Genomic DNA, 23,011 nt, shown 5'->3' on the forward strand with positions numbered 1-23,011 from the left:
TTGACCCAGGAGCTGATTCTGGATGTTTGATGTCCGTAATAAGGGCTGGATCCTTGCCCTGCTCGCATTCGCGCAGCTGATCATCGCGATCGACTACACGATCGTCTTCGTCGCCGTTCCCACGATCGGGCAGGAGCTCGGGTTCGCGCCGTACAACCTGCAATGGGTCGTGAGTGGATACGCCGTCCCCTTCGGCGGCCTGCTGCTGCTCGGCGGCCGGATGTCCGATCTGCTCGGCAGACGGCGGATGTTCATCGCCGGACTTCTCCTGTACGGCGTTGCCTCGCTCGCAGGCGGCCTGGCCACGAACCCCGGACTGCTGATCGGATCTCGTGCTGTGCAAGGCTTCGGCGGTGCGATCCTCGCCCCGGCCACGTTGTCGCTGATCGGCACATTGTTTGCCGAGGGCAAGGAACGCAACCGCGCCTTCTCGATCTGGGGTGCGGCCGGCGGTAGCGGGATGGCGCTCGGATCGCTGCTGGGCGGCGTACTGACGCAGTCGTTCGGCTGGCCGGCCGTGTTCTTCGTGAACGTGCCGCTCGCCGTGATCGGGGTGGGGGCGGCTCTCGTGCTGCTGCCGCGGGCCTCGGGAGCTCGCAACCGGCGTCGCTTCGACGTACCGGGCGCGGTGACGGCAACGGCCGGCATCACCTCCGTCGTGTTCGCGCTGGTGCAGGGGCCGGCGACAGGCTGGGGTGCGGCGAGTGTCGTCGCGGCTGCGGTCGGCGTCGTACTGCTGCTCGCGTTCGTCCGGATCGAGCAGCGGTCGGCGGATCCCCTGCTGCCGTTGGGACTGCTGGCCCAGCGCAACCTGCGGATGGGCGTCATCGTGATCACGCTCTTCGCGGCGACGCTCGGTCCGCTGCTCTACTTCGAGACCGTCTACTTCCAGGACGTCCACGGCTACAGCGCCCTGCAGACCGGCCTGGCCTACCTCCTCCCGACCGTCGCGATCTTCGTCGGCGCCAACCTCGGCGGCCGCATCGCCACGCGGATCGGTCTGCACCGCACACTCGGTGCCAGCCTCGTCCTCGCCGCACTCGGCGCCGGACTGCTCGGAATCACCTTGTCCACCACCGCGTCGTACGGCGTCCTCGTCCCTGCCCTCCTGATCCTCGGACTGGGTCAGGGCAGCGCCTTCACCACCATGTACGCCGCTGCCTCGACCGGCGTGGCCCCCGAATACCAGGGCATCGGCTCCGGCCTCGCCTCTACCGGCAACCAGGTCGGCAACGCGGTCGGCCTCGCGATCCTTGTCGCCATCGCCAGCCAAGCCACCACCGGCCGCACCGGCGAAGCCCTCCGAACCGCCACCACCAACGGCCTCCGCCAAGCCGTCCTCATCAGCGCCGCCGCCGTCCTCCTGACAGCCGCCCTGACCCTCACCACCACCCGCCCGCGATCCTCCTCCCCGCTCAACCCTGAAGGAGCAACCCGATGACGTTCACCAAGCCCATCCTCGTCCGTGCCGCCGATGGCGAGATCCTGTCCGCGAGCGGCGTCACGCTGCTGGCCGACGTACCCGAAACCGGTGGTCAGCTCACCAGCCACCGCTCAACCTTCAAGCCAGGCAAGGAAGGTGCGCCCCCACACCAGCACCACGAGGCATCCGAACTCTTCTTCGTGCTCGGCGGCCAACTCCGCGTCCTCCTCGACGACGAGCTGCTGGTCCTCGAGCAGGGCGACTTCCTCGTCGTACCGCCGAACACCACCCACGCCTTCGAAGCCGCCGGCAACTCAGCCGCCGAGGTCCTCTTCGTCCTCACCCACGCCAAACCCCGCTTCGGCTACTACCGCCTCCTCGAAGGCGCCTACCAAGGCACCACCGACTGGTCCGAGGTAGCCGCCACCGCCGACCTCTACGACAACCACTACACCAAAAGCCCCACCTGGCAAACCCGCTAACCCATCCCCCTTCGAGACCCCCCAACCACCCCAACACCCTCCCCACAACCAACAGGCCCCCAAAGACGCGCCCCGCACCCCGCGCCTCAAACGCCCAAAGGTGCGTCCGCTCCTCTTTAGGCACGAACGCGAACTTTAGGCACGAACGCCAACTTTGGGCGCGAAGGCCAACTTTGAGAACCCACCAACCACTCCGTGCGCCTCTACATGGTTGATGCGTGCATAAAGACGCGACCCGCGCCCAAAGACGCCCGCCACGCCCAAAGACACGGCAACCCACCCTTGGGCGCGAAGGCCAACTTTGGGAACGAAGGCCACCTTTGGGCGCGAAGGCCAACTTTGGGAACGAAGGCCACCTTTGGGCGCCAAGGCCAACTTTGGGCGCCAAGACCAACTTTGGGAAGCCACCAACCATTCCGGGGGCCTCTACGTGGTTGATGGGTGCACAAAGATGCGGACCGCGCCCAAAGACGCCCGGCGCGCCCAAAGACACGGCAACCCACCTTTGGGCGCCAAGGCCAACTTTGGGCGCCAAGACCAACTTTGGGAAGCCACCAACCATTCCGGGGGCCTCTACGTGGTTGATGGGTGCACAAAGATGCGGACCGCGCCCAAAGACGCCCGGCGCGCCCAAAGACACGGCAACCCACCTTTGGGCGCCAAGACCAACTTTGGGCGCCAAGGCCAACTTTGGGCGCCAAGGCCAACTTTGGGAAGCCACCAACCATTCCGGGGGCCTCTACGTGGTTGATGGGTGCACAAAGATACGGACCGCGCCCAAAGACACCCGCCGCGCACAAAGACACGGCAACCCACCTTTGGGCGCGAAGGGCGACTTTGGGAAGCCACCAGCCAGGTAGAGGCCCCGGGAATGGTTGACGGGGTGCTCGAGGGGTGCTGGTACGGCGGGGTGGGGCGGGGGGTTAGACGGAGCGGGTGACGACCAGGTCGCAGAGGGAATCGAGGGCTTGGCGGGCTGGGCCTTCGGGGAGGGGGGAGAGCAGTTTGCGGGCGTCGGCGGCTCGGCGGCGGACGTCGTCTTCGGCTTGGGCGAAGGCGGGGTGGGCGCGGAGCAGGTCGAGGGTCTCGGCCAGGCGGGCGTCGTCGGTGAGGTCCGAGTCGAGGAGCTCGAGGAGACGGGCGTCGTCGGGGTTCGAGGGGTCGGCCTGGGCGCGGAAGATGAGGACCGGGAGGGTAGGGACACCTTCGCGCAGGTCGGTACCGGGGGTCTTGCCGGACTGGCCGGAGTCGCCGGCGATGTCGAGGATGTCGTCGGCGAGCTGGAAGGCGACGCCGATCTCTTCGCCGAAGGCGCGCAGGGACTCCTGGATGTCCTCGGAGGCACCGGCGAAGCGGGCGCCGAACAGCGCGGAGGTGGCGATCAGCGAGCCGGTCTTGTCGGCGACGACGGACAGGTAGTGCTTGAGCGGGTCCTGGCCTTCGGTGACGCCGAGGGTCTCGCGGATCTGGCCCTCGACCAGGCGGCCGAAGGTGCGGGCCTGGATCCGGACGGCGTCGGGGCCGAGGTCGGCGACCAGGTCGGAGGCACGGGCGAACAGCCAGTCGCCGGACAGGATCGCGACCGAGTTGTCCCAGCGCGCGTTCGCGGTGGCCGAGCCGCGGCGGAGCGCGGCCTCGTCCATCACGTCGTCGTGGTGCAGGGTGGCGACGTGGGTGAGCTCGACCACGACCGCCGACTTCACCACCTCGGGAGCCGCGGGCGTCGGGCCGAACTCGGCGCCGATCAGCACCAGCAGCGGCCGGAACCGCTTGCCGCCGGCAACCATGACGTGCTGGGCGGCGGCGGTGACGAACGGCGCCTCGGACTCGGTGGAGTCGCGGAGCGCCTGCTCGACTGCTTCCAGCCCAGCGCGGACCCGGGCTTCGAGCGCCTCATCGGCGAACGCGAAGCCCAGGCTCTCGGCCGGCAGCGGGGTCGGACTCAACGGATGAACTCACCCGCGCGGGCCGCCAGGTCGAGCACCGGTCCGGGGACCAGTCCGAGAACCACAGTGGCGGCGAGACCGAGGGCGACCGCGGTCGTGGTCTGCCAGCCGGGCAGCGCCACGTCGGGCGCGTCGGCGGGCAGGTCGGAGAAGAACATCAGCACGATCACGCGGACGTAGAAGAACGCGGCGACCAGGCTGGACAGGACGGCGACGACGACCAACGGCCACGCCCCGCCCGACCAGGCCGCGCTGAAGACCGCCCACTTGCCGGTGAATCCCGCGGTCAGCGGGATCCCGGCGAAGGAGAGCAGGAAGAACGCGAAGATCCCGGCCAGCAACGGTGACTTCTTGCCGAGCCCGGCCCAGCGGGACAGGTGCGTCGCCTCGCCGCCCGCGTCGCGGACCAGCGTGACGACCGCGAAGGCACCGATCGTCGAGAAGCCGTAGGCGACCAGGTAGAAGAGCACCGCCTGGGTCGAGGTGATGCCGTTGTGGACACCGCTCCCGGCCTGGGCCAGGCCGACGAACGCGGTCAGCAGGAAGCCCGCGTGCGCGATCGACGAGTAGGCCAGCATCCGCTTCACGTCGGTCTGGGTGATCGCGACGATCGAACCGACCACCATGGTGAGGATCGCGACGACCCACATCATCGGTGCCCAGTCCCAGCGCGAACCGCCGAGGGCGACGTAGAAGACCCGCATCAGACCGATGAACGCGGCGATCTTGGTGCAGGCCGCCATGAACCCGGTGACCGGCGTCGGCGCACCCTGGTAGACGTCCGGCGTCCAGGAGTGGAACGGTACGGCGCCGACCTTGAACAGCAGGCCGACCCCGATCAGTCCGGTCCCGGCGAGCAGGATCGACTCGGCGCCGGTGTCCTTGGCCAGTGCGTCCGCGATTCCGCCGAGCGACATCGTGCCGGCGTACCCGTAGAGCAGCGCGATCCCGAAGAGCAGGAAGGCGGAGGCGAAGGCGCCGAGCAGGAAGTACTTCATCGCGGCTTCCTGCGAGATGAGCCGGCGACGACGCGCCAGACCACACAGCAGGTAGAGCGGCAGCGAGAAGACCTCGAGCGCGACGAACAGCACCAGCAGGTCGTTGGCCGACGCGAACAGCATCATGCCGCCGACCGCGAACAGCGTCAGCGGGAAGATCTCGGTGTGCTCGATCCGGGCCGCCGTGCCTTCACGCTCGGCCTCGGACCCCGGTACGGCGGCCGCCTGGCTGGCGAACGCGGACAGCCCACCGTCGAGCGAGCGCTCGGCGAACAGCAGCACGCTGATCAGCGTCAGCGCGAGCAGGATCAGCCAGGTGAACAGCGCCGGGCCGTCGACCGAGATCGCGCCCTGGGCCGCGATCAGTTCCTTGTTGTCGTTGATCAGCAGCCCGGTCAGCACCCCGGCCGCGACGATCGCGACGACGGTGATCGCCAGCTGCGCCGCGTGCCGCAGGGCGCGCGGCAGGAAGGCCTCGGCGATGACGCCGACACAGGCCGCGCCGAACACCACGAGCATCGGGGCGAGCTCGCCGTACTCGATCTTCGGCGCGACGAAGTCTGCCGCCGGCAGGATCAGGCCGATCACTTCTGTCCCTCCGTCACGGGGATCTCCGGAGCCTTGTCGGTGACACCGACACGCTGCATGGTCGACTCCACCGCGGGTTTGATGATGTCGACGATCGGCTTCGGGAAGATGCCGAGGCCGATGATCAGGATCACGAGCGGGGCGATCGCGAGGATCTCCCGCTTGTTCAGGTCCTTGAGCTTCTCGATGCCCTCACGCACCGGGCCGGTCATCGTGCGTTGGTACATCAGCAGGATGTAGAGCGCCGCCAGCACGATGCCGACGACCGCGATCACCGCGATCACCTTGTGCCTGCTGAACGTCCCGGCCAGCACCATGAACTCGGAGATGAACGGCGACAGACCGGGCAGCGCCAGGCTGGACAGACCCGCGAACAGGAACGTTCCGGCCAGCACCGGGGCGACCTTCTCGACCCCGCCGTAGTCGGCGATCCGCGCGGACCCGCGCCGGGAGATCAGGTACCCGGCGACCAGGAACAGTGCCGCGGTCGAGAGACCGTGGTTGAACATGTACAGCGTCGACCCGGTCAGGCCCTGCGAGGTCAGCGCGAAGATTCCCATCACGATGAACCCGAAGTGCGAGATCGAGGTGTACGCGATCAGCCGCTTGATGTCGGTCTGGCCGATCGCCACCAGGGCGCCGTACAGGACCGAGATCAGCGCGAGCACGAGGACCACCGGGGTGGCCCACTCGGACGCGTTCGGGAACAGGCCCAGGCAGAACCGGATCATCCCGAAGGTGCCGATCTTGTCCAGGATGCCGACCAGCAGCACCGAGGTGCCCGGCGTCGCCTCACCGGCGGCGTCCGGCAGCCAGGTGTGGAACGGCACCATCGGCGCCTTCACCGCGAAGGCGAAGAAGAAGCCGAGGAACAGCCACCGTTCGGTGTTCTGGCCGATGTCGAGCTTGATCAGGTCACTCAGCAGGTACGACGGGTCGCCGGCGCGCGCGGAGATCACGTACAGGCCGACCACCGAGGCCAGCATGAGCAGACCACCGAGCAGCGAGTACAGCAGGAACTTCACCGCGGCGTACGAGCGCTGCGGACCGCCGAAGCCACCGATCAGGAAGTACATCGGGATCAGCGTGGCCTCGAACAGCACGTAGAACAGGAACACGTCGGTCGCGGAGAAGACGCCGATCGACAGTGCCTCGAGGGCCAGGATCCAGGCGAAGAAGGACTTCTCCGACCAGCGGCCCTTGTCGGCGTCGTTCCAGGACGCGATCAGCACGATCGGCGTCAGCAGCGCGGTGAGCACCACCAGGACGATGCCGACACCGTCGAGGCCGAGGGCGTAGTTCGCGCCGAAGGCCTTGATCCAGGTGTGCGTCTCGGTGTACTTCTCAGCGCCGTTCTGGTGGTAGCCGACCGCGACGATCGCGGTCAGCACCAGCGTGACGAGCGAGAAGCCGAGCGCGACCTGCTTGGACAGCAGTGCCTTCGCCTTGGGCACCAGCATGGTGACCAGGGCGCCCACGAAGGGCAGCAGCAGTAAGAGGGTCAGCCAACCGATTTTCACGACAACCTCACCGCGAGGAGGGCGACGACCACGAATGCGGCGCCGAAGACCATGCTGAGTGCATACGAGCGGACGAAGCCGGTTTGGAACCGGCGGAGCCGGCCGGACAACCCGCCGAACAGTGCGGCCAGCCCGTTCACCAGGCCGTCCACGCCGCGGTTGTCGAGCCAGACCAGCGTCCGGGTGAGGTACTGACCCGGGCGCATCAGGACCGCCTCGTTCAGGGCGTCGCCGTACAGGTCACGCCGGGCGAGCACCGTCAGCGGCGAACCGGCCGGGGCCTCGCGCGGGATGTCCTGGCGGTACTTGACCACCGCGATCGCGATGCCGACGGCAACCACCGCGAGGGTGATCACGGTCATCAGGATCGGGGCCAGCGGCGGGTGCTCCTCCTCGGCGCCGACGATCGGCTCGAGCCAGTGCTCGATCCAGTGCCCGGCGAAGTAGAGCGCACCGCCACCCAGCGACAGCGCCGCCAGGATGATCAGCGGGATCGTCATCACCTTCGGCGACTCGTGCGGCTCGACGTCCTCGGCCCAGCGCTTCTTGCCGAAGAAGGTCATCAGCATCACGCGCGTCATGTAGAACGCGGTGATCCCGGCGCCGAGCAGCGCGCAGAGACCGATCACCGTGTTGTGCGCGAACGCCGCCTCGATGATCTTGTCCTTGCTGAAGAAGCCCGCGAACGGCGGGATCCCGAGGATCGCCAGGTAGCCGAAGGCGAACGTCACGAAGGTGACCTTCATCGGCGTCCGCAGCGCGCCGTAGTGCCGCATGTTCACGTCGTCGTGCATGCCGTGCATCACCGAGCCGGCACCGAGAAACATGTTGGCCTTGAAGAAGCCGTGCGTGATCAGGTGGAAGATCGCGAACACGTACCCGGCCGGGCCGAGGCCGGCGGCCAGCATCATGTAGCCGATCTGGCTCATCGTCGAACCGGCGAGCGCCTTCTTGATGTCGTCCTTGGCGGTACCGATGATCGCACCGGCCAGCGCGGTCACGGTGCCGACGATGACGACCGCGGTAGAGGCCGCTTCGGACATCTCGAAGATCGCGTGCGACCGGACCACCAGGTAGACGCCCGCGGTGACCATGGTCGCCGCGTGGATGAGTGCCGACACCGGGGTCGGGCCCTCCATCGCGTCCAGCAGCCAGGACTGCAGCGGCACCTGCGCGGACTTACCGCAGGCCGCCAGCAGCAGCATCAGGCCGAGCAGCGTCGCCCAGGTGCCGGACAGACCCTCGGCGCCGGCGTTCACCGAGGCGAAGGCCGAGGAGCCGAACAGGCCCCACATGCTCATCACCGCGAGCGAGAGGCCGATGTCACCGACCCGGTTCACCACGAACGCCTTCTTGGCGGCGACCGCGGCCGAGTTCTTGTGCTGCCAGAACCCGATCAGCAGGTACGACGCCAGACCGACGCCCTCCCAGCCGACGAACACCAGCAGGTAGTCGGCCGCGAGCACCAGCAGCAGCATCGCCGCGATGAACAGGTTCAGGTAGGCGAAGAAGCGGCGCCGCCGGGCGTCGTGCTCCATGTAGCCGATCGAGTAGATGTGGATCAGCGAACCCACACCGGTGATCAGCAGCACGAACAGGATCGAGAGCGGGTCGATCAGCAGCGTGAAGTCGACCTTCACGTTCCCGACCGTGAACCACTCGAACAGGCGAACCGTCTCGGACCGCTCCTCGTCGTGCAGCCCCTGCATCTGGACGAACAGCAGGACACCGCAGACGAACGAGGCCAGCGACGCGGCGGTGCCGAGCAGGTGACCCCACTTGTTGGTGGCCTTACCACCAAGCAAAAGGATCGCCGCGGACACCGCCGGAATCGCGACCAGCAGCCACGTCAGCTCATGACTCATCGGTTTCAGACCTCAGTACTTGAGCAGGTTGGCGTCGTCGACCGAGGCCGAACGACGGGTGCGGAAGATGGCCATGATGATCGCCAGGCCGATCACGACCTCGGCCGCGGCCACCACCATCACGAAGAAGGCGGCGATCTGGCCGTCGAGGTTGCCGTGCTGGCGGGCGAAGCTGACGAACGCCAGGTTGGCCGCGTTCAGCATCAGCTCGACACACATGAACACGACGATCGCGTTCCGGCGCACCAGCACGCCGAGCGCGCCGATGCTGAACAGGATCGCGGCGAGCACAATGTAAGGCTCAGTCGTCACTGTTCTTCTCCTTCACGTGGTCGACACCCTCGGTGATCTCGCGGACGGTCTCGATGTCCACGCGCTCCTCAGCCTCGGGGAACACGGTGCCACGAGCCTGCAGGACGCGCGAAACCGAGGTCGGTGCGATCGATCCGTCGGGCAGCAGCGCCGGCGTGTCGACGGCGTTGTGCCGGGCCAGTACGCCGGGAGTCGGCAGCGGACCCGGGTGGATCCCCTGCTCGGCGTACTTGCGGATCCGCTCCTCGGCGTGGTCGCGCTGCGTCTTCTTCTTGGTCAGCCGCTCGCGGTGCGCCAGCATCATCGCGCCGAGCGCCGCGGTGATCAGCAGCGCCGAGGTGACCTCGAAGGCGAACACGTACTTGCCGAACAGCAGCTGCGCGATGCCCTTGGGGTTACCGTCCGGCTGCGCGTCGGCCAGGCCGATCGGGTTGCCGTAGATGCCGTTGCCGACCGCGAAGACGATCAGCACCCCGAAGCCGAGGAAGGCGATGCCGGCGAGCAGGCGCTGACCGCGAATCGTCTCCACCAGGGAGTCGGACGCGTCGACACCGACCAGCATCAGCACGAACAGGAACAGCATCAGGATCGCGCCGGTGTAGACGATGATCTGGACGGCGAACAGGAACGGAGCGTCCTGCGCGGCGTACTGGACGGCCAGGCAGATCATCACCGTTGCCAGCAGCAACGCCGAGTGCACCGCCTTGCGGACCAGCACCATCGCGATCGCGGCCAGGATCATCACCGGTGCGAGCAGCCAGAACGCGACCTGGGAACCGACGACCATCGGGATCACTGGGCGTCACCACCATCGGTGGTCGTCGCCGCCGCGCCGGTGAGGCCGCGGTAGTAGTCCTTCTCGGTGGCGCCGAGCTGCATCGCGTGCGGCGGCTCCTGCATGCCCGGAAGCATCGGGGCCAGCAGGTCCTTCTTCTCGTAGATCAGCGAGGCGCGGCTGGTGTCGGCCAGCTCGTACTCGTTGGTCATCGTGAGCGCCCGGGTCGGGCACGCCTCGATGCACAGTCCACAGAGGATGCAGCGCAGGTAGTTGATCTGGTAGACGCGGCCGTACCGCTCGCCCGGCGAGAAGCGTGCCGAATCGTCACCGTCGACGTTCGAGGCACCCTCGACGTAGATGGCGTCCGCGGGGCAGGCCCACGCACACAGCTCGCAGCCGATGCACTTCTCCAGACCGTCCGGCCAGCGGTTCAGCTGGTGCCGGCCGTGGAAGCGCGGTGCGGTCGGCTTCTTCTCGAACGGGTACTCCTCGGTGAACACCTTGCGGAACATCGTCCGGAACGTGACACCGAACCCGGCTACCGGGTCCCAGAGGGACTCTTTGACACTAGCCACGACTGCCTTCCTTGCTACGACTGTCAGTCTGTGTATCCACGATCGGTGGTGGCACCGGGAACCCGCCCGCGAAGGCGTCGAACTCCTTGCCGTCGGCAACCTCGGTCGTCTTGTCGTCCTTGGGCTTGCCCGGGAGCAGCATGCTGAGCAGCGCCAGCACCACCACGACCCCGGCCGCGACCAGCAGCGTGGTCCGGCTGAAGGTGGTCTCCCGGCCGACCGCGCGAACGGTGGCGACCAGCAGGATCCAGCCCAGCGAGACCGGGATCAGGATCTTCCAGCCCAGCTTCATGAACTGGTCGTAGCGCAGTCGCGGCAGCGTTCCGCGCAACCAGATGTAGAAGAAGATGAAGCCCATCAGCTTGCCGAAGAACCACAGCACCGGCCAGTAGCCGGAGTTCGCGCCGTCCCACAGCGAGATCGGCCACGGGGCCTGCCAGCCACCGAGGAACAGCGTGGTGGCCAGCGCCGAGACGGTCGCCATGTTGATGTACTCGGCCAGGAAGAACATCGCGTACTTGATCGAGGAGTACTCGGTCAGGAAGCCCGCGACCAGCTCGCCCTCGGCCTCCGGCAGGTCGAACGGCGCCCGGTTCGTCTCACCGATCATCGAGACCACGTAGATCACGAAGGACGGGAAGAGCAGGAACGCGTACCAGCCGGGTATCGGGATGTCGACGCCGAACAGGTTCACCGTCTGGTGCGTGCTCTGCGCCGCGACGATGTCCGAGGTGGACATCGAGCCGGCGAAGAGGAACACCGTGACGAGCGCCAGGCCCATGCCGACCTCGTAGGAGATCATCTGGGCGCTGGAGCGCAGACCACCGAGCAGCGAGTACGTCGAGTTGGACGACCAGCCGCCGAGCACGATGCCGTAGATGCCGATCGAGGCGATCGCCATCACGTACAGCACCGAGACCGGCAGGTCGGTCAACTGCAGACGCGTGTAGGTGTCGGTGAACGGGATCTTCACCGTCGGCCCGAACGGGATGACGGCGAAGGTCAGGAAGGCCGGTACGGCGACGAGCACCGGAGCCAGCACGTAGACGAACCGGTCCACGCCCTTCGGCATCAGGTCTTCCTTGAGCATCAGCTTCACACCGTCGGCGAGCGACTGCAGCAGACCGAAGGGTCCGTGCACGTTCGGTCCGACCCGGTGCTGCATCCGCGCCACCACCCGGCGTTCCCACCAGATGTTGAACAGTGTCAGCACGACCAGCAGCACGAAGATGATCAGCACCTTGAGGCCGATCACCCACCACGGGTCATGGCCGACGCCCGCGTCCGGGGGCGCGGCCAGCGGAATCATCGTCATGCGTTCCCTCCGGCGATCGTCACGATCGATCCGTGATCGGCGTGCAGCGAACGACGTACGTGCGAGTCGGCCGAGTTGGTCGGCAGCCACACCACGTTGTCGGCCATCGGGGTGATCGCGACCGGGAGCCGGACGGAGCCGGCGTCGGTGCTGACCACCAGCTCGTCACCGTCGGCGAGGCCGACGCGGTGCGCGGTGGTCACCGAGACCCGGGCGACCGGCTTGCGCGCGGTCGCGGTCAGGTGCGGCTCGCCGTCGCAGGCGCGGCTGTCGTCGATCAGCATCCGCCAGGTCGCCAGGCGGGTCGAGTCGAACGCACCGAGACCCGGACCGGCCTGGTACGTCGGCTCCTGGGCGCGGTCGCCGTCCCAGCGGCCGAGCTCGTCGTACTCACGCTTGGCGCCCGCCGGTGTGGTGAACCCGAGGGCGATGTCCATCTCCTGGGCCAGTGCGGCCAGGGCCCGGACATCCGGCATCGCGGCCGGCACCTTGAGCACCACCGGGAACGGCCGCTCGCGACCCTCCCAGTTCACGAAGGTGCCGTCCTTCTCCGCCGGCGGAACCACCGGGAAGACGACGTCGGCGTGCTCGGTGACCTGCGAGTTGCGGACCTCGAAGCTGACCACGAACGGCGCGGCGGCCAGTGCGGCCAGCGCGGCGGCCGGATCCGGCAGGTCGTCGACCTCGACGCCCGCCACCAGCAGCGCACCCAATGAGGACGCTGCCGCGAGGATCTCGGTCACATCCTTGCCCGGCGTGGACGGCAGCCCGTCGACACCCCAGGCGGCCTGCAGGTCGACCCGCGCCTGCACGTCGGTGACCAGGCGGCCACCGGGCAGCAGGCCCGGAAGACAACCGGCCTCGAGCGCACCACGGTCACCCGCACGACGCGGGATCCAGGCCAGCTGCGCGCCGGTCTCGAGCGCCAGCCGCAGCGCCGCCGAGTAAGCACCCGGAACGCTCGCCAGCCGCTCACCGACGATGATGACCGAGTCCGCACCGAGCGCGGCCTTGGCGTCACCGCTCAGGTCGGACAGTACGGCGGCCTCGGTGCCCGGCGCGGCCGGTACGACGATGCCGTTCAGCTTCTCGACTCCGCGCGAGGCGAAGGCAGCGAGCGCGAACACCTTGGTGCCGTGCGCCTTGACCGCCTTACGCAGCCGCAGGAACACCGACGGCGCTTCCTCTTCCGGCTCGAACCCGGCGAAGAGCACCGTGCCGGCCTTCTCGAGGTCGGCGAACGTCGTACCGAGGCCTGTCCCGGCCACCGCGGCGGCCAGGAAGTCGGCCTCCTCGGCGGAGTGCGGGCGGGCCCGGAAGTCGATGTCGTTGCTGCCGAGGGCGACCCGGGCGAACTTCGAGTACGCGTAGGCGTCCTCGAGGGTCAGCCGGCCACCGGTCAGTACGGCGGCGTTGCCGCGCGCCGCGGTCAGCTTCTCCGCAGTGTAGGTGAGTGCCTCCGGCCAGGACGCCGGACGCAGTACGCCGTCCTCGCGGATCATCGGGTGGGTCAGCCGGTCGCCGGTGCTCGCGTAGTTGAACGCGAACCGGTCCTTGTCCGAGATCCACTCCTCGTTGACCTGCGGGTCGTCACCGGACAGCCGGCGCATCACCTTGCCGCGCCGGTAGTCGACGCGGATCGCGGCACCGGACGAGTCGTGCTCGGCCACCGAGGGCACCGAGACGAGGTCGAACGGCCGTGACCGGAACCGGTACGCCGCGCTGGTCAGCGCGCCCACCGGGCAGATCTGGATGGTGTTGCCGGAGAAGTAGCTCTCGAAGGGCTCCTTCTCGTAGATGCCGACCTGCTGCAGCGCACCCCGCTCGACCAGCGCGATGAACGGGTCACCGGCGATCTGCTCGGAGAAGCGGGTGCAGCGCGCGCAGAGGATGCAGCGCTCGCGGTCGAGCAGCACCTCGGACGAGATGTTGATCGGCTTCGGGTAGGTCCGCTTGATCTCGTGGAAGCGGGTCTCACCGCGGCCGTTCGACATCGCCTGGTTCTGCAGCGGGCACTCGCCGCCCTTGTCGCAGACCGGGCAGTCCAGCGGGTGGTTGATCAGCAGGAATTCCATCTGCCCGTGCTGAGCCTTGTCGGCGACGGCTGAGCTGATCTGCGTGCGGACCACCATGCCGTCGGCGACGGTGATCGTGCAGGAGGCCTGCGGCTTCGGCATCCCGCGGCCGTTACCGGCGTCGGTGATCTCGACCAGGCACTGACGGCAGGCGCCGACCGGGTCGAGCAGCGGGTGGTCGCAGAACCGCGGGATCTGGATCCCGATCTGCTCCGCGGCCCGGATCAGCAGGGTGTTCTTCGGAACCTTGACCTCGATGTCGTCGATGGTGACGGTGATCAGATCGGTCCGCTCCACCTCCGCGCCGGCCGGTGGGTTCGCTTGGATCGTCATGCGCTAGCTCCAGCGGTCGCGAAGACAGTGCTTGCCATCGGGTCGAACGGGCAGCCGCCCTCGGCGAAGTGCGCCAGGTACTCGTCCTTGAAGTGCTGGATCGAGCTGCTGATCGGCGCGGTCGCACCGTCGGCCAGGGCGCAGAACGACCGGCCGGTGATGTTCTCGCAGAGGTCGAGCAGGGTGACGAGGTCTTCCTCGGTGCCCTTGCCGTGCTCCAGCCGCTCGAGGATCTGGACCAGCCACCAGGTGCCCTCACGGCACGGGGTGCACTTGCCACAGGACTCGTGCTTGTAGAACTCGGTCCAGCGCAGCACGGCGCGGACCACGCAGGTGGTCTCGTCGAAGATCTGCAGCGCCTTGGTGCCCAGCATCGAGCCGACCGAGCCGACACCTTCGTAGTCCAGCGGGACGTCGAGGTGCTCGGCGGTCAGCAGCGGCGTCGAGGACCCGCCCGGCGTCCAGAACTTCAGCTCGTGCCCTTCACGGACACCGCCGGCCAGGTCGATCAGCTCGCGCAGCGTGATGCCCATCGGCGCCTCGTACTGGCCCGGGCGGGTGACGTGCCCGGACAGCGAGTAGAGCGTCATGCCCTTGGACTTCTCGGTGCCCATCGAGGAGAACCAGTCCGCGCCGTTCTTGATGATGGCGGGAACAGAGGCGATCGACTCGACGTTGTTGATGACAGTGGGGCACCCGTACAAGCCGGCGACCGCCGGGAACGGAGGACGCAGCCGAGGTTGACCGCGCCGACCTTCCAGCGAGTCGAGCAGTGCCGTCTCCTCGCCACAGATGTAGGCGCCGGCGCCCGCGTGCACGACGACGTCCAGCTCGTAGCCGGTGCCGAGGATGTCGGTGCCGATGAAGCCGGCGTCCTTGGCTTCCTGGACGGCTTGCTGCAGGCGGCGGACCACGTGCAGGACCTCACCGCGGACGTAGATGAACGCGACGCTCGCGCGGATCGCGTAGGACGCGATGATGACGCCCTCGACCAGCGTGTGCGGCGAGGCCATCATCAGCGGGATGTCCTTGCAGGTCCCCGGCTCGGACTCGTCCGCGTTCACCACGAGGTACTTCGGCTTCGGGTTGTCCTGCGGGATGAACGACCACTTCATCCCGGTCGGGAAGCCCGCGCCACCACGGCCGCGCAGACCGGAGTCCTTGACGGCGGTGACCACGTCGGCCGGCTGCATCGCCAGCGCCGTACGGAGGGCGTCGTACCCACCGGTGCGCTGGTACGACGAGAGCTGCCACGCGTTGATCTGGTCCCAGTTGTCGGACAGTACCGGGGTCAGCATGGTCAGTCCTCCTTCCGCGAATCGTCGCCGTTGACCGCTTGGGATTCCTTGCCGGGCTGGTCGGACGGACGCGGTCCGGCCGCGGCCTCCGGCGAGACCGTGGTCTCGGCCGCCCTGCCGTTGTCGCCGCCGCCGTTGTCGCCGCTCGCGGAGCCGTTCGGCGCCGACCAGTTGCGCTCGCGGGCGAGCCGGAGGCCGGCCAGCGAGGCCTTGCCACCGGTCGGGCCCTCGTCGGCGCGGCCGTCGGGGAAGCCCGCCAGCACGCGCTCGGCCTCGCGCCAGGTGCAGATGGTGGCGCCGCGCGGCGACTTCACCTCGGTGCCCTCGCGCAGGTCGTCCACCAGCTGGGTGGCCGACTGCGGCGTCATGTCGTCGAAGAACTCCCAGTTCACCATCATCACCGGCGCGTAGTCACACGCGGCGTTGCACTCGAGGTGCTCGAGGGTGATCTTGCCGTCCTCGGTGGTCTCGTCGTTCCCGACGTCGAGGTGCTGCTTGAGCCGCTCGAAGATCAGGTCGCCGCCCATCACCGCGCAGAGCGTGTTGGTGCAGACCCCGACGTGGTAGTCGCCGACCGGGCGGCGCTTGTACATCGTGTAGAAGGTCGCCACCGCGGAGACCTCCGCGCCGGTCAGCCCGAGCACGTCGGCACAGGCCTCGATGCCTTCCGGAGTGACCCGGCCCTCGACCGACTGCACCAGGTGCAGCATCGGCAGCAGGGCGGACCGGCCGACCGGGTACCGGGCCGCCAGCTCGCGCATCTCCGCGATCGTGGTCTCGGTGATCTTCGAATCACCGGTGCTGTAGGGCACCGGGACGTTGGTCGCAGTCGCGTGATCGTTGGCCATCTATCGATCCACTCCACCCATTACCGGGTCAAGGCTGGCGACCGCGACGATCACGTCGGCGACCTGCGCGCCCTCGCACATGATCGGCATCGCCTGCAGGTTTGCGAAGGACGGGTCACGGAAGTGCACCCGGTACGGCTTGGTGCCGCCGTCGGAGACGACGTGGCAGCCCATCTCGCCGCGCGGCGACTCGATCGCCACGTAGGCCTGACCGGCCGGCACCCGGAAGCCCTCGGTGACCAGTTTGAAGTGATGGATCAGGGCTTCCATCGACTCGCCCATGATGTGCTTGATGTGGTCGAGCGAGTTGCCCATGCCGTCGCTGCCGACCGCCAGCTGGCTCGGCCAGCCGATCTTCTTGTCGGCCACCATCACCGGGTCGCCGTCCATCTTCTCCAGCCGGTCGGCGCACTGCGAGATGATCTTCAGCGACTCCCACATCTCCTGCAACCGGACCCGGAAGCGGCCGTACGAGTCCGAGCTGTCCCAGGTCGGTACGTCGAAGTCGTAGGTCTCGTAGCCGCAGTACGGCTGGGTCTTGCGCAGGTCGAGCGCGTACCCGGTCGACCGCACCGTCGGTCCGGAGATGCCCAGCGCCATACAGCCGGCCAGGTCCAGGTAGCCGACGTCCTGCAGCCGCGCCTTGAAGATCGGGTTGGCGTTGCAGAGCTCGGCGTACTCCGGGAGGTGCTTGTTCATCCAGGTGATGTACTCGCGGATCTTGTCCAGCGCGCCCGGGGGCAGGTCCTGGGCGACGCCGCCCGGCCGGATGAACGCGTGGTTCATCCGCAGGCCGGTGATCAGCTCGAACAGGTCCAGCGTCATCTCACGCTCGCGGAACCCGATCGTCATCACGGTCAGCGCGCCGATCTCCATGCCGCCGGTGGCGATGCAGACCAGGTGGCTGCTGATCCGGTTGAGCTCCATCAGGAGCACCCGCATCACGTTGGCCTTCTCGGGAATCTGCTCCTCGATGCCGAGCAGCTTCTCGATCGCCAGGCAGTACGCCGTCTCGTTGTAGAACGGCGAGAGGTAGTCCATCCGGGTCACGAAGGTCACGCCCTGGGTCCAGGAACGGAACTCCATGTTCTTCTCGATGCCGGTGTGCAGGTAGCCGATGCCACAGCGGGCCTCGGTCACCGTCTCACCGTCGAGCTCGAGAATCAGCCGGAGCACGCCGTGCGTCGACGGGTGCTGCGGGCCCATGTTGACGACGATGCGCTCTTCAGGCTCCTCGCCGAGGCCCGACACGACCGAGTCCCAGTCCTGACCGGTGACGGTGAAGACCTTGCCCTCGGTGGTGTCGCGAGTGGTCGCATAAGGGTCAGTGGCAGTCATCAGTTGTACGACCTCCGCGTGTCGGGCGGCGGGATGACGGCGCCCTTGTACTCGACGTCGATGCCGCCGAGCGGGTAGTCCTTGCGCTGCGGGTGCCCCGGCCAGTCGTCGGGCATCTGGATCCGGGTCAGTGCCGGGTGCCCGTCGAAGATGATGCCGAAGAAGTCCCAGGTCTCGCGCTCGTGCCAGTCGTTGGCCGGGTAGACCGAGACCACCGACGGGATGTGCGGGTCGCTGTCCGGGCAGGACACCTCGAGCCGGATCCGCCGGTTGTGGGTGATCGAGAACAGGTGGTAGACCGCGTGCAGCTCGCGGCCGGTCTCGTGCGGGTAGTGCACGCCGCTGACGCCCGAGCAGAACTCGAAGCGCAGGGCCTCGTCGTCGCGCAGGTTCTGGCAGACCGTCACCAGGTGCTCGCGCGCGATGTGCAGGGTCAGCTCGTCGCGCTCGACGACGACCTTCTCGATCGCGTCGCCGCCGATCAGGCCCTCGAGGCGCTCGGTGGCGCCGTCGAACCAGGAGCCGTACGGCTTCGGCGTACCGCCGGGCAGTGCGACCTGGCGGCGCAGGCCGCCGAAGCCGGAGGTGTCACCGGTGCCCCGGACACCGAACATGCCCTCGCGCTGGTCGATCACCTCGGCACCCGGCGTCTGCGCGTCACCAGCAGCAGACGTCGCCGGAAGGTTCTCCGGCTGGCTCTCACTCATCGAAGCAGGCCCTTCATCTCAAGCGTCGGCGCGGCGGTCAGGGCCGCGGCCTCCTGCTCGGCCTCGAGCGCCTTCTTGTGCGCGCCGAGCTTGCTGTGCTGGATCTGGTCGTGGATCTTCAGGAACGCGTCCAGCAGCATCTCCGGCCGCGGCGGGCAGCCGGGCAGGTACATGTCGACCGGGACCACGTGGTCCACGCCCTGGACGACGGCGTAGTTGTTGAACATGCCGCCGGACGAGGCGCAGACGCCCATCGCGAGCACCCACTTCGGGCCCGCCATCTGGTCGTAGATCTGGCGCAGGACCGGAGCCATCTTCTGACTCACCCGGCCGGCCACGATCATCAGGTCGGCCTGCCGCGGCGACGCCCGGAAGACCTCCATGCCGAAGCGGGCGGCGTCGTACCGCGGCGCGCCCGTCGTCATCATCTCGATCGCGCAGCACGCCAGGCCGAAGGTTGCCGGCCACAACGACGCCTTGCGCATGTAGCCGAGCAGGCCCTCGACGGTGCCGAGCAGTACGCCGGCCGGAAGCTGTTCTTCTAGACCCATGTCAGTCCCACTCCAGTCCACCGCGACGCCACACATAGGAGTACGCGATGAAGACGGTGACGATGAAGATGACCATCTCGATCAACCCGAACAGCGCCATCTGGTCGAAGGCCACCGCCCACGGGTAGAGGAAGACGATCTCGATGTCGAACACGATGAACAGCATCGCGGTGATGTAGTACTTCACCGGGAAGCGGCCACCGCCGACCGGCTGCGGGGTCGGCTCGATCCCGCACTCGTACGAGTCGAGCTTGGCCCGGTTGTAACGCTTCGGGCCGACCAGCGCGCTCACGGTGATGCTGCCCAACACGAAGAGCGCCGCGAGTACACCGAGAGCGAGGATCGGTACATAGGGGTGCATCGCTCTGGGCTCCTTCCTTACAGCCGGTGGTCGGTGTTTGGTTACTGTCGTTGAATCAGCACTTCGTCGTTCTAGCCAGCACTTTGTTACCAGTACCGGAGTGACTCAGCTCACTCGCCCCGCCGATCAGGCGGCCGGAGCGACCTTCGCGAGTCCGTTGATGATCTTGTCCATCACGTCGCCGTCGCGCGGGTCGGTGAGGTTGGCCAGCAACTTCAGGGTGAACTTCATCAAGGTGGTGCGCGGCAGACCGTACTTCGTGCAGAGCCGCATCACCTCCGGATTTCCGATCAGCTTCACGAAGACCCGGCCGAGCGAGTAGTAGCCGCCCCACTCCTGCTTCAGCGCCTTCGGGTACGCCGACAGCGCTCGCTCGCGCTGGTTCGGCTGCCGGTGCAGCGCCTGGGCGGCGACCTCGGCGGCGAACATCCCGGACTCCATCGCGTACGGGATGCCCTCGCCGTTGAACGGGTTGACCATGCCGCCGGCGTCGCCGAGCAGCATCAGGCCGCGGGTGTAGTGCGGCTGCCGGTTGAAGCCCATCGGCAGTGCCGCCCCGCGGATCGGGATGGTCTGGAACTCGTCGCGGAACTGCCACTCCTCCGGCGTGTTCTTCAGCCACGCCTTCAGCAGGTCGCCGTAGTCGACCTTGCCGAAGGCATCGGAGGTGTTCAGGATGCCGAGACCGACGTTCACGGTGCCGTCGCCCATGCCGAAGATCCAGCCGTATCCGGGCAGCAGCAGCTTCTGGCCGGTCTGCTTGGGGTCATCGGCCCACAGCTCGAGCCAGGACTCCAGGTAGTCGTCGTCGTGCCGCGGGCTGGTGAAATACGTCCGTACGGCGACGCCCATCGGCCGGTCGTCGCGCTTGTGCAGGCCCATCCCGACGCTCAGCCGGGACGAGTTGCCGTCGGCCGCCATCACCAGTGGCGCCCGGAACTCGATGTCGGCGCCGTCGCGGCGGCCGTTGTCGTCGACCGGCTTCGCGGTGACTCCGACGATGAAGCCCTTGTCGTCGAGGATCGGGCCGGTGACGTTGGTCCGCTCGCGCAGCTGCGCGCCGGCCTTGACCGCCTGCCGGGCGAGCAGGTCGTCGAAGTCCATCCGGTTCCGGGTCAGGCCGTAGTTCGGGTGGCTGGCCAGATCCGGCCAGTCCAGCTGCAACTGGTGTCCGGCGCCCTGGATGCGGAGGCCGTAGTTGCGGATCCAGCCGGCTTCTTCGGAGATGTCGATGCCCATGTTGATGAGCTGCTTGGTCCCGCGCGGGGTGATCCCGTCGCCGCAGACCTTCTCCCGCGGGAACGCGGTCTTCTCCAGCAGCAGGACGTCGAGGCCGGCGTTCGCCAGGTGGTACGCCGCCGACGAACCCGCGGGTCCGGCGCCGACAACGATCACGTCCGCGGTCTCGGCCTGGTGCTCTGCCGACGCGCTCTGGCTCATCTCATCCCGACCTGGATTTGGGGGCTGTGTGGCTCGTGAAGGGATTCACTAAGCCTGGTCATCCGACAGTCTAGGACTGCCTGACGCGGACACGAAACCGACCCCAACCGCCTTGTCAGCAAGCAAATTACGTGCGCTTTTCCTTGCGTAATTAGAGCGGCTTCACGGCCCGGTGAATGGCCACCAGACCACCGGTCAGATTGGCCCAGTGCACCCGGCCCCAGCCGGCCGCCTCGATCGTCCGGGCGAGCGGCTCCTGGGGCAGCCAGGCGCGGGTCGACTCGGCCAGATACTCGTACGCCTCGGGGTTGCTCGACACGACTTTCGCGACCGCCGGCACGGCCCGCATCATGTACTCGAGGTACACGACACGGAACGGCTTCCAGGTCGGGTGCGACTGCTCGAGGATCACGAGCCGGCCGCCCGGCCGGGTCACCCGGAGCATCTCCTGCAGGGCGACCGTGACGTCGTTCACGTTCCGCAGCGCCCACGAGATCGTCACCACGTCGAACGTGTCGTCGGCGAACGGCAGCCGCAGCGCGTCGCCGGCGATCAGGTCGAGCTCGGGGTGGTTCCGCTTGCCGACCCGGAGCATCCCGACCGAGAAGTCGCACGACACGACCTCGGCCCCGGCCTCCCGCAGCTTGATGCTCGACGCGCCGGTCCCGGCCGCCAGATCGAGGATCTTCATCCCCTTCCGCGGCGCGATCTCGGCCAGCGTCGCCGGCCGCCAGACCAGCTTCTCCAGCCCCATCGTGGCCACCGCGTTCGTGCGGTCGTACCCCTCCGCCACGTTGTCGAACATGGCGGCGACGGCGTGGGGGTCCTTGCTGAGATCTGCGCGGGTCACCTGTCTAGTTGATCACGGCCACGACAGGCACTGAAATTCGCTGGACATCGGACGGTCGTACGCTTGGACCTCGTGAGTGCATTCGCGGCCGTCGTGATCCGGGGCCTGAGCGCTAGCGAGGAGTGGTTGCGTGTCTCTGTCTGAACCGGTCCGATCCGGTCGTTTGGCGGCACCGCAGTTGGTGGTTCGCAGCCAGCCTGTGGAGGGCGTGGCGAAGCAGCTGATCGACCACCTGCCGGCCGAAGGCGGGCTGAGCTGGGTCCGCCGTGGCGACGGTCACATCGGCTGGGGTGTCGCGGCCCGGCTTGACGTTGCCGGTGGCAACCGCTTTCAGGACGCGGTGCTCTGGTGGCAGGAGCTGGTCGGCGCGGCCGTCGTCCGCGACGAGATCGGCGTACCAGGGTCGGGACTGGTCTGCTTCGGTTCCTTCGGTTTCACCGACTCCGATCCGGGTGAGCTGGTCGTCCCCGAGGTGATCGTCGGGCGGCGTGGCGGCACCACCTGGGTGACCACGATCTCGCCCGCGAGCTCACTCGCCGGACCTCCCGATCTGGTCACGCACGAGGCCTCTCCCGTGTACGACGTGACGTTCTCCGACGGAGCGCGGTCGGGGACGGACTGGTCGAGCATCGTCGCGGACGCCATCAAGCGGATCACCTCCGGCGAGCTCGACAAGGTGGTGCTCGCCCGCGACCTGATCGCGATCGCCGAGCAGCCGATCGATCTCCGCTGGCCGCTGCGCCGGCTCGCGGAGGCCTACCCGAACTGCTGGACCTTCTCGGTCGACGGGCTGATCGGCGCGACGCCCGAGCTGCTGGTCCGCCGGGAGAAGGGCCTGATCACGTCCCGCGTGCTGGCCGGGACAATTCGCCGTACCGGGGACGACGCGCACGACCTCGCGCTGGCCGCGTCGCTGGCACGGTCCTCGAAGGACCTCGAGGAGCACGAGTTCGCCGTCCGGTCGGTGGCCGACGCACTGAAGCCGCACTGCAAGTCGATGAACGTCCCCGAGACACCCTTCGTGCTGCACCTGCCGAATGTGATGCATCTCGCCACCGACGTCGCGGGGGTCGCCAACAACGGCGCGTCCGCACTCGGGCTGGCCGCCGCGCTGCACCCGTCGGCGGCAGTCTGCGGTACGCCGACGGACGTGGCGCGCGACTTGATCGGCGAGATCGAGGGGATGGAGCGCGGCCGGTTCAGCGGACCGGTCGGCTGGATGGACGGATCCGGCGACGGCGAGTGGTGCATCGCGCTCCGCTGCGGTCAGGCCGATCCGACCGACGCCCGCCGGATCCGCCTGTTCGCGGGCGCCGGCATCGTGGCGGGCTCCGATCCGGTCGCCGAGCTCGCCGAAACGAACGCCAAGCTGGTTCCGATGCGAGACGCCCTCGGGGACTGACCGGGA

The 23,011-nt window shown here is 67.9% G+C and carries 20 protein-coding genes; 3 read left to right on the forward strand and 17 right to left on the reverse strand.

The features are described from left to right. The first annotated feature begins 22 nt into the window (after positions 1-22). Positions 23-1,441, forward strand: coding sequence for an MFS transporter (locus tag OG474_RS11965; protein ID WP_405062324.1), 1,419 nt, complete (start codon positions 23-25; stop codon positions 1,439-1,441). Then, positions 1,438-1,905 (forward strand): cupin domain-containing protein, encoded by a 468-nt coding sequence (locus OG474_RS11970; protein WP_405062325.1) that lies wholly within the window; start codon positions 1,438-1,440, stop codon positions 1,903-1,905. Before OG474_RS11965 ends, OG474_RS11970 begins: the two co-directional genes overlap by 4 nt. Positions 1,906-2,828: 923 nt before the next feature. Here OG474_RS11970 and OG474_RS11975 read toward each other — a convergent pair. From OG474_RS11975 to OG474_RS12055, 17 genes are all read right to left on the reverse strand, one after another. Continuing rightward, entirely contained in the window at positions 2,829-3,851 is a 1,023-nt protein-coding gene (locus OG474_RS11975; protein WP_405062326.1) for a polyprenyl synthetase family protein, read from the reverse strand. Continuing rightward, positions 3,848-5,368, reverse strand: coding sequence for an NADH-quinone oxidoreductase subunit NuoN (gene nuoN / locus OG474_RS11980; protein WP_405064566.1), 1,521 nt, complete (start codon positions 5,366-5,368; stop codon positions 3,848-3,850). Before nuoN ends, OG474_RS11975 begins: the two co-directional genes overlap by 4 nt. A 65-nt stretch (positions 5,369-5,433) precedes the next feature. After that, positions 5,434-6,957 (reverse strand): NADH-quinone oxidoreductase subunit M, encoded by a 1,524-nt coding sequence (locus OG474_RS11985; protein ID WP_405062327.1) that lies wholly within the window; start codon positions 6,955-6,957, stop codon positions 5,434-5,436. Beyond that, a complete protein-coding gene (nuoL, locus tag OG474_RS11990) occupies positions 6,954-8,822 on the reverse strand; it encodes an NADH-quinone oxidoreductase subunit L (RefSeq protein ID WP_405062328.1) in 1,869 nt (622 codons plus the stop codon). Before nuoL ends, OG474_RS11985 begins: the two co-directional genes overlap by 4 nt. A 12-nt stretch (positions 8,823-8,834) precedes the next feature. After that, the gene (nuoK, locus tag OG474_RS11995; RefSeq protein ID WP_132171174.1) at positions 8,835-9,134 is read right to left on the reverse strand and encodes an NADH-quinone oxidoreductase subunit NuoK; all 300 of its coding nucleotides are present in this window, start codon (positions 9,132-9,134) and stop codon (positions 8,835-8,837) included. Further along, entirely contained in the window at positions 9,124-9,921 is a 798-nt protein-coding gene (locus tag OG474_RS12000) for an NADH-quinone oxidoreductase subunit J (RefSeq protein WP_405064567.1), read from the reverse strand. The genes nuoK and OG474_RS12000 overlap by 11 nt, the downstream gene beginning before the upstream one ends. Positions 9,922-9,926: 5 nt before the next feature. Beyond that, a complete protein-coding gene (nuoI, locus tag OG474_RS12005; RefSeq protein WP_405062329.1) occupies positions 9,927-10,487 on the reverse strand; it encodes an NADH-quinone oxidoreductase subunit NuoI in 561 nt (186 codons plus the stop codon). After that, positions 10,480-11,802 carry an NADH-quinone oxidoreductase subunit NuoH gene (gene nuoH / locus OG474_RS12010; protein WP_405062330.1) on the reverse strand — a complete coding sequence of 441 codons (1,323 nt, stop codon included), beginning with the start codon at positions 11,800-11,802 and terminating at the stop codon, positions 10,480-10,482. Before nuoH ends, nuoI begins: the two co-directional genes overlap by 8 nt. Further along, the gene (locus tag OG474_RS12015) at positions 11,799-14,210 is read right to left on the reverse strand and encodes an NADH-quinone oxidoreductase subunit G (protein ID WP_405062331.1); all 2,412 of its coding nucleotides are present in this window, start codon (positions 14,208-14,210) and stop codon (positions 11,799-11,801) included. Before OG474_RS12015 ends, nuoH begins: the two co-directional genes overlap by 4 nt. Then, positions 14,207-15,508, reverse strand: coding sequence for an NADH-quinone oxidoreductase subunit NuoF (nuoF, locus tag OG474_RS12020; RefSeq protein ID WP_405062332.1), 1,302 nt, complete (start codon positions 15,506-15,508; stop codon positions 14,207-14,209). The genes OG474_RS12015 and nuoF overlap by 4 nt, the downstream gene beginning before the upstream one ends. A gap of 2 nt (positions 15,509-15,510) precedes the next feature. Then, positions 15,511-16,356 (reverse strand): NADH-quinone oxidoreductase subunit NuoE, encoded by an 846-nt coding sequence (gene nuoE / locus OG474_RS12025; RefSeq protein ID WP_405062333.1) that lies wholly within the window; start codon positions 16,354-16,356, stop codon positions 15,511-15,513. Then, entirely contained in the window at positions 16,357-17,694 is a 1,338-nt protein-coding gene (locus OG474_RS12030; RefSeq protein WP_405062334.1) for an NADH-quinone oxidoreductase subunit D, read from the reverse strand. After that, positions 17,694-18,401 (reverse strand): NADH-quinone oxidoreductase subunit C, encoded by a 708-nt coding sequence (locus tag OG474_RS12035; RefSeq protein WP_405062335.1) that lies wholly within the window; start codon positions 18,399-18,401, stop codon positions 17,694-17,696. The genes OG474_RS12030 and OG474_RS12035 overlap by 1 nt, the downstream gene beginning before the upstream one ends. Then, positions 18,398-18,952, reverse strand: a complete 555-nt coding sequence (locus OG474_RS12040; RefSeq protein WP_405062336.1) for a NuoB/complex I 20 kDa subunit family protein — start codon at positions 18,950-18,952, stop codon at positions 18,398-18,400. The genes OG474_RS12035 and OG474_RS12040 overlap by 4 nt, the downstream gene beginning before the upstream one ends. Before the next feature lies 1 nt (position 18,953). Continuing rightward, on the reverse strand, positions 18,954-19,313 hold the full coding sequence (locus tag OG474_RS12045; protein WP_132411643.1) for an NADH-quinone oxidoreductase subunit A: 360 nt from the start codon (positions 19,311-19,313) through the stop codon (positions 18,954-18,956). A 126-nt stretch (positions 19,314-19,439) separates the two neighbouring features. Next, the gene (locus OG474_RS12050; protein WP_405062337.1) at positions 19,440-20,753 is read right to left on the reverse strand and encodes a geranylgeranyl reductase family protein; all 1,314 of its coding nucleotides are present in this window, start codon (positions 20,751-20,753) and stop codon (positions 19,440-19,442) included. A gap of 151 nt (positions 20,754-20,904) precedes the next feature. Beyond that, a complete protein-coding gene (locus tag OG474_RS12055) occupies positions 20,905-21,603 on the reverse strand; it encodes a demethylmenaquinone methyltransferase (protein ID WP_405062338.1) in 699 nt (232 codons plus the stop codon). A 130-nt stretch (positions 21,604-21,733) separates the two neighbouring features. Between OG474_RS12055 and OG474_RS12060 the strand changes: the two genes are divergently transcribed. Next, complete coding sequence (locus OG474_RS12060; RefSeq protein ID WP_405062339.1) at positions 21,734-23,005, forward strand: isochorismate synthase MenF; 1,272 nt, start codon at positions 21,734-21,736, stop codon at positions 23,003-23,005. Positions 23,006-23,011: the final 6 nt, after the last annotated feature.

It is taken from the genome of Kribbella sp. NBC_01505, from assembly GCF_045040285.1.
Taxonomy (GTDB): Bacteria; Actinomycetota; Actinomycetes; order Propionibacteriales; family Kribbellaceae; genus Kribbella.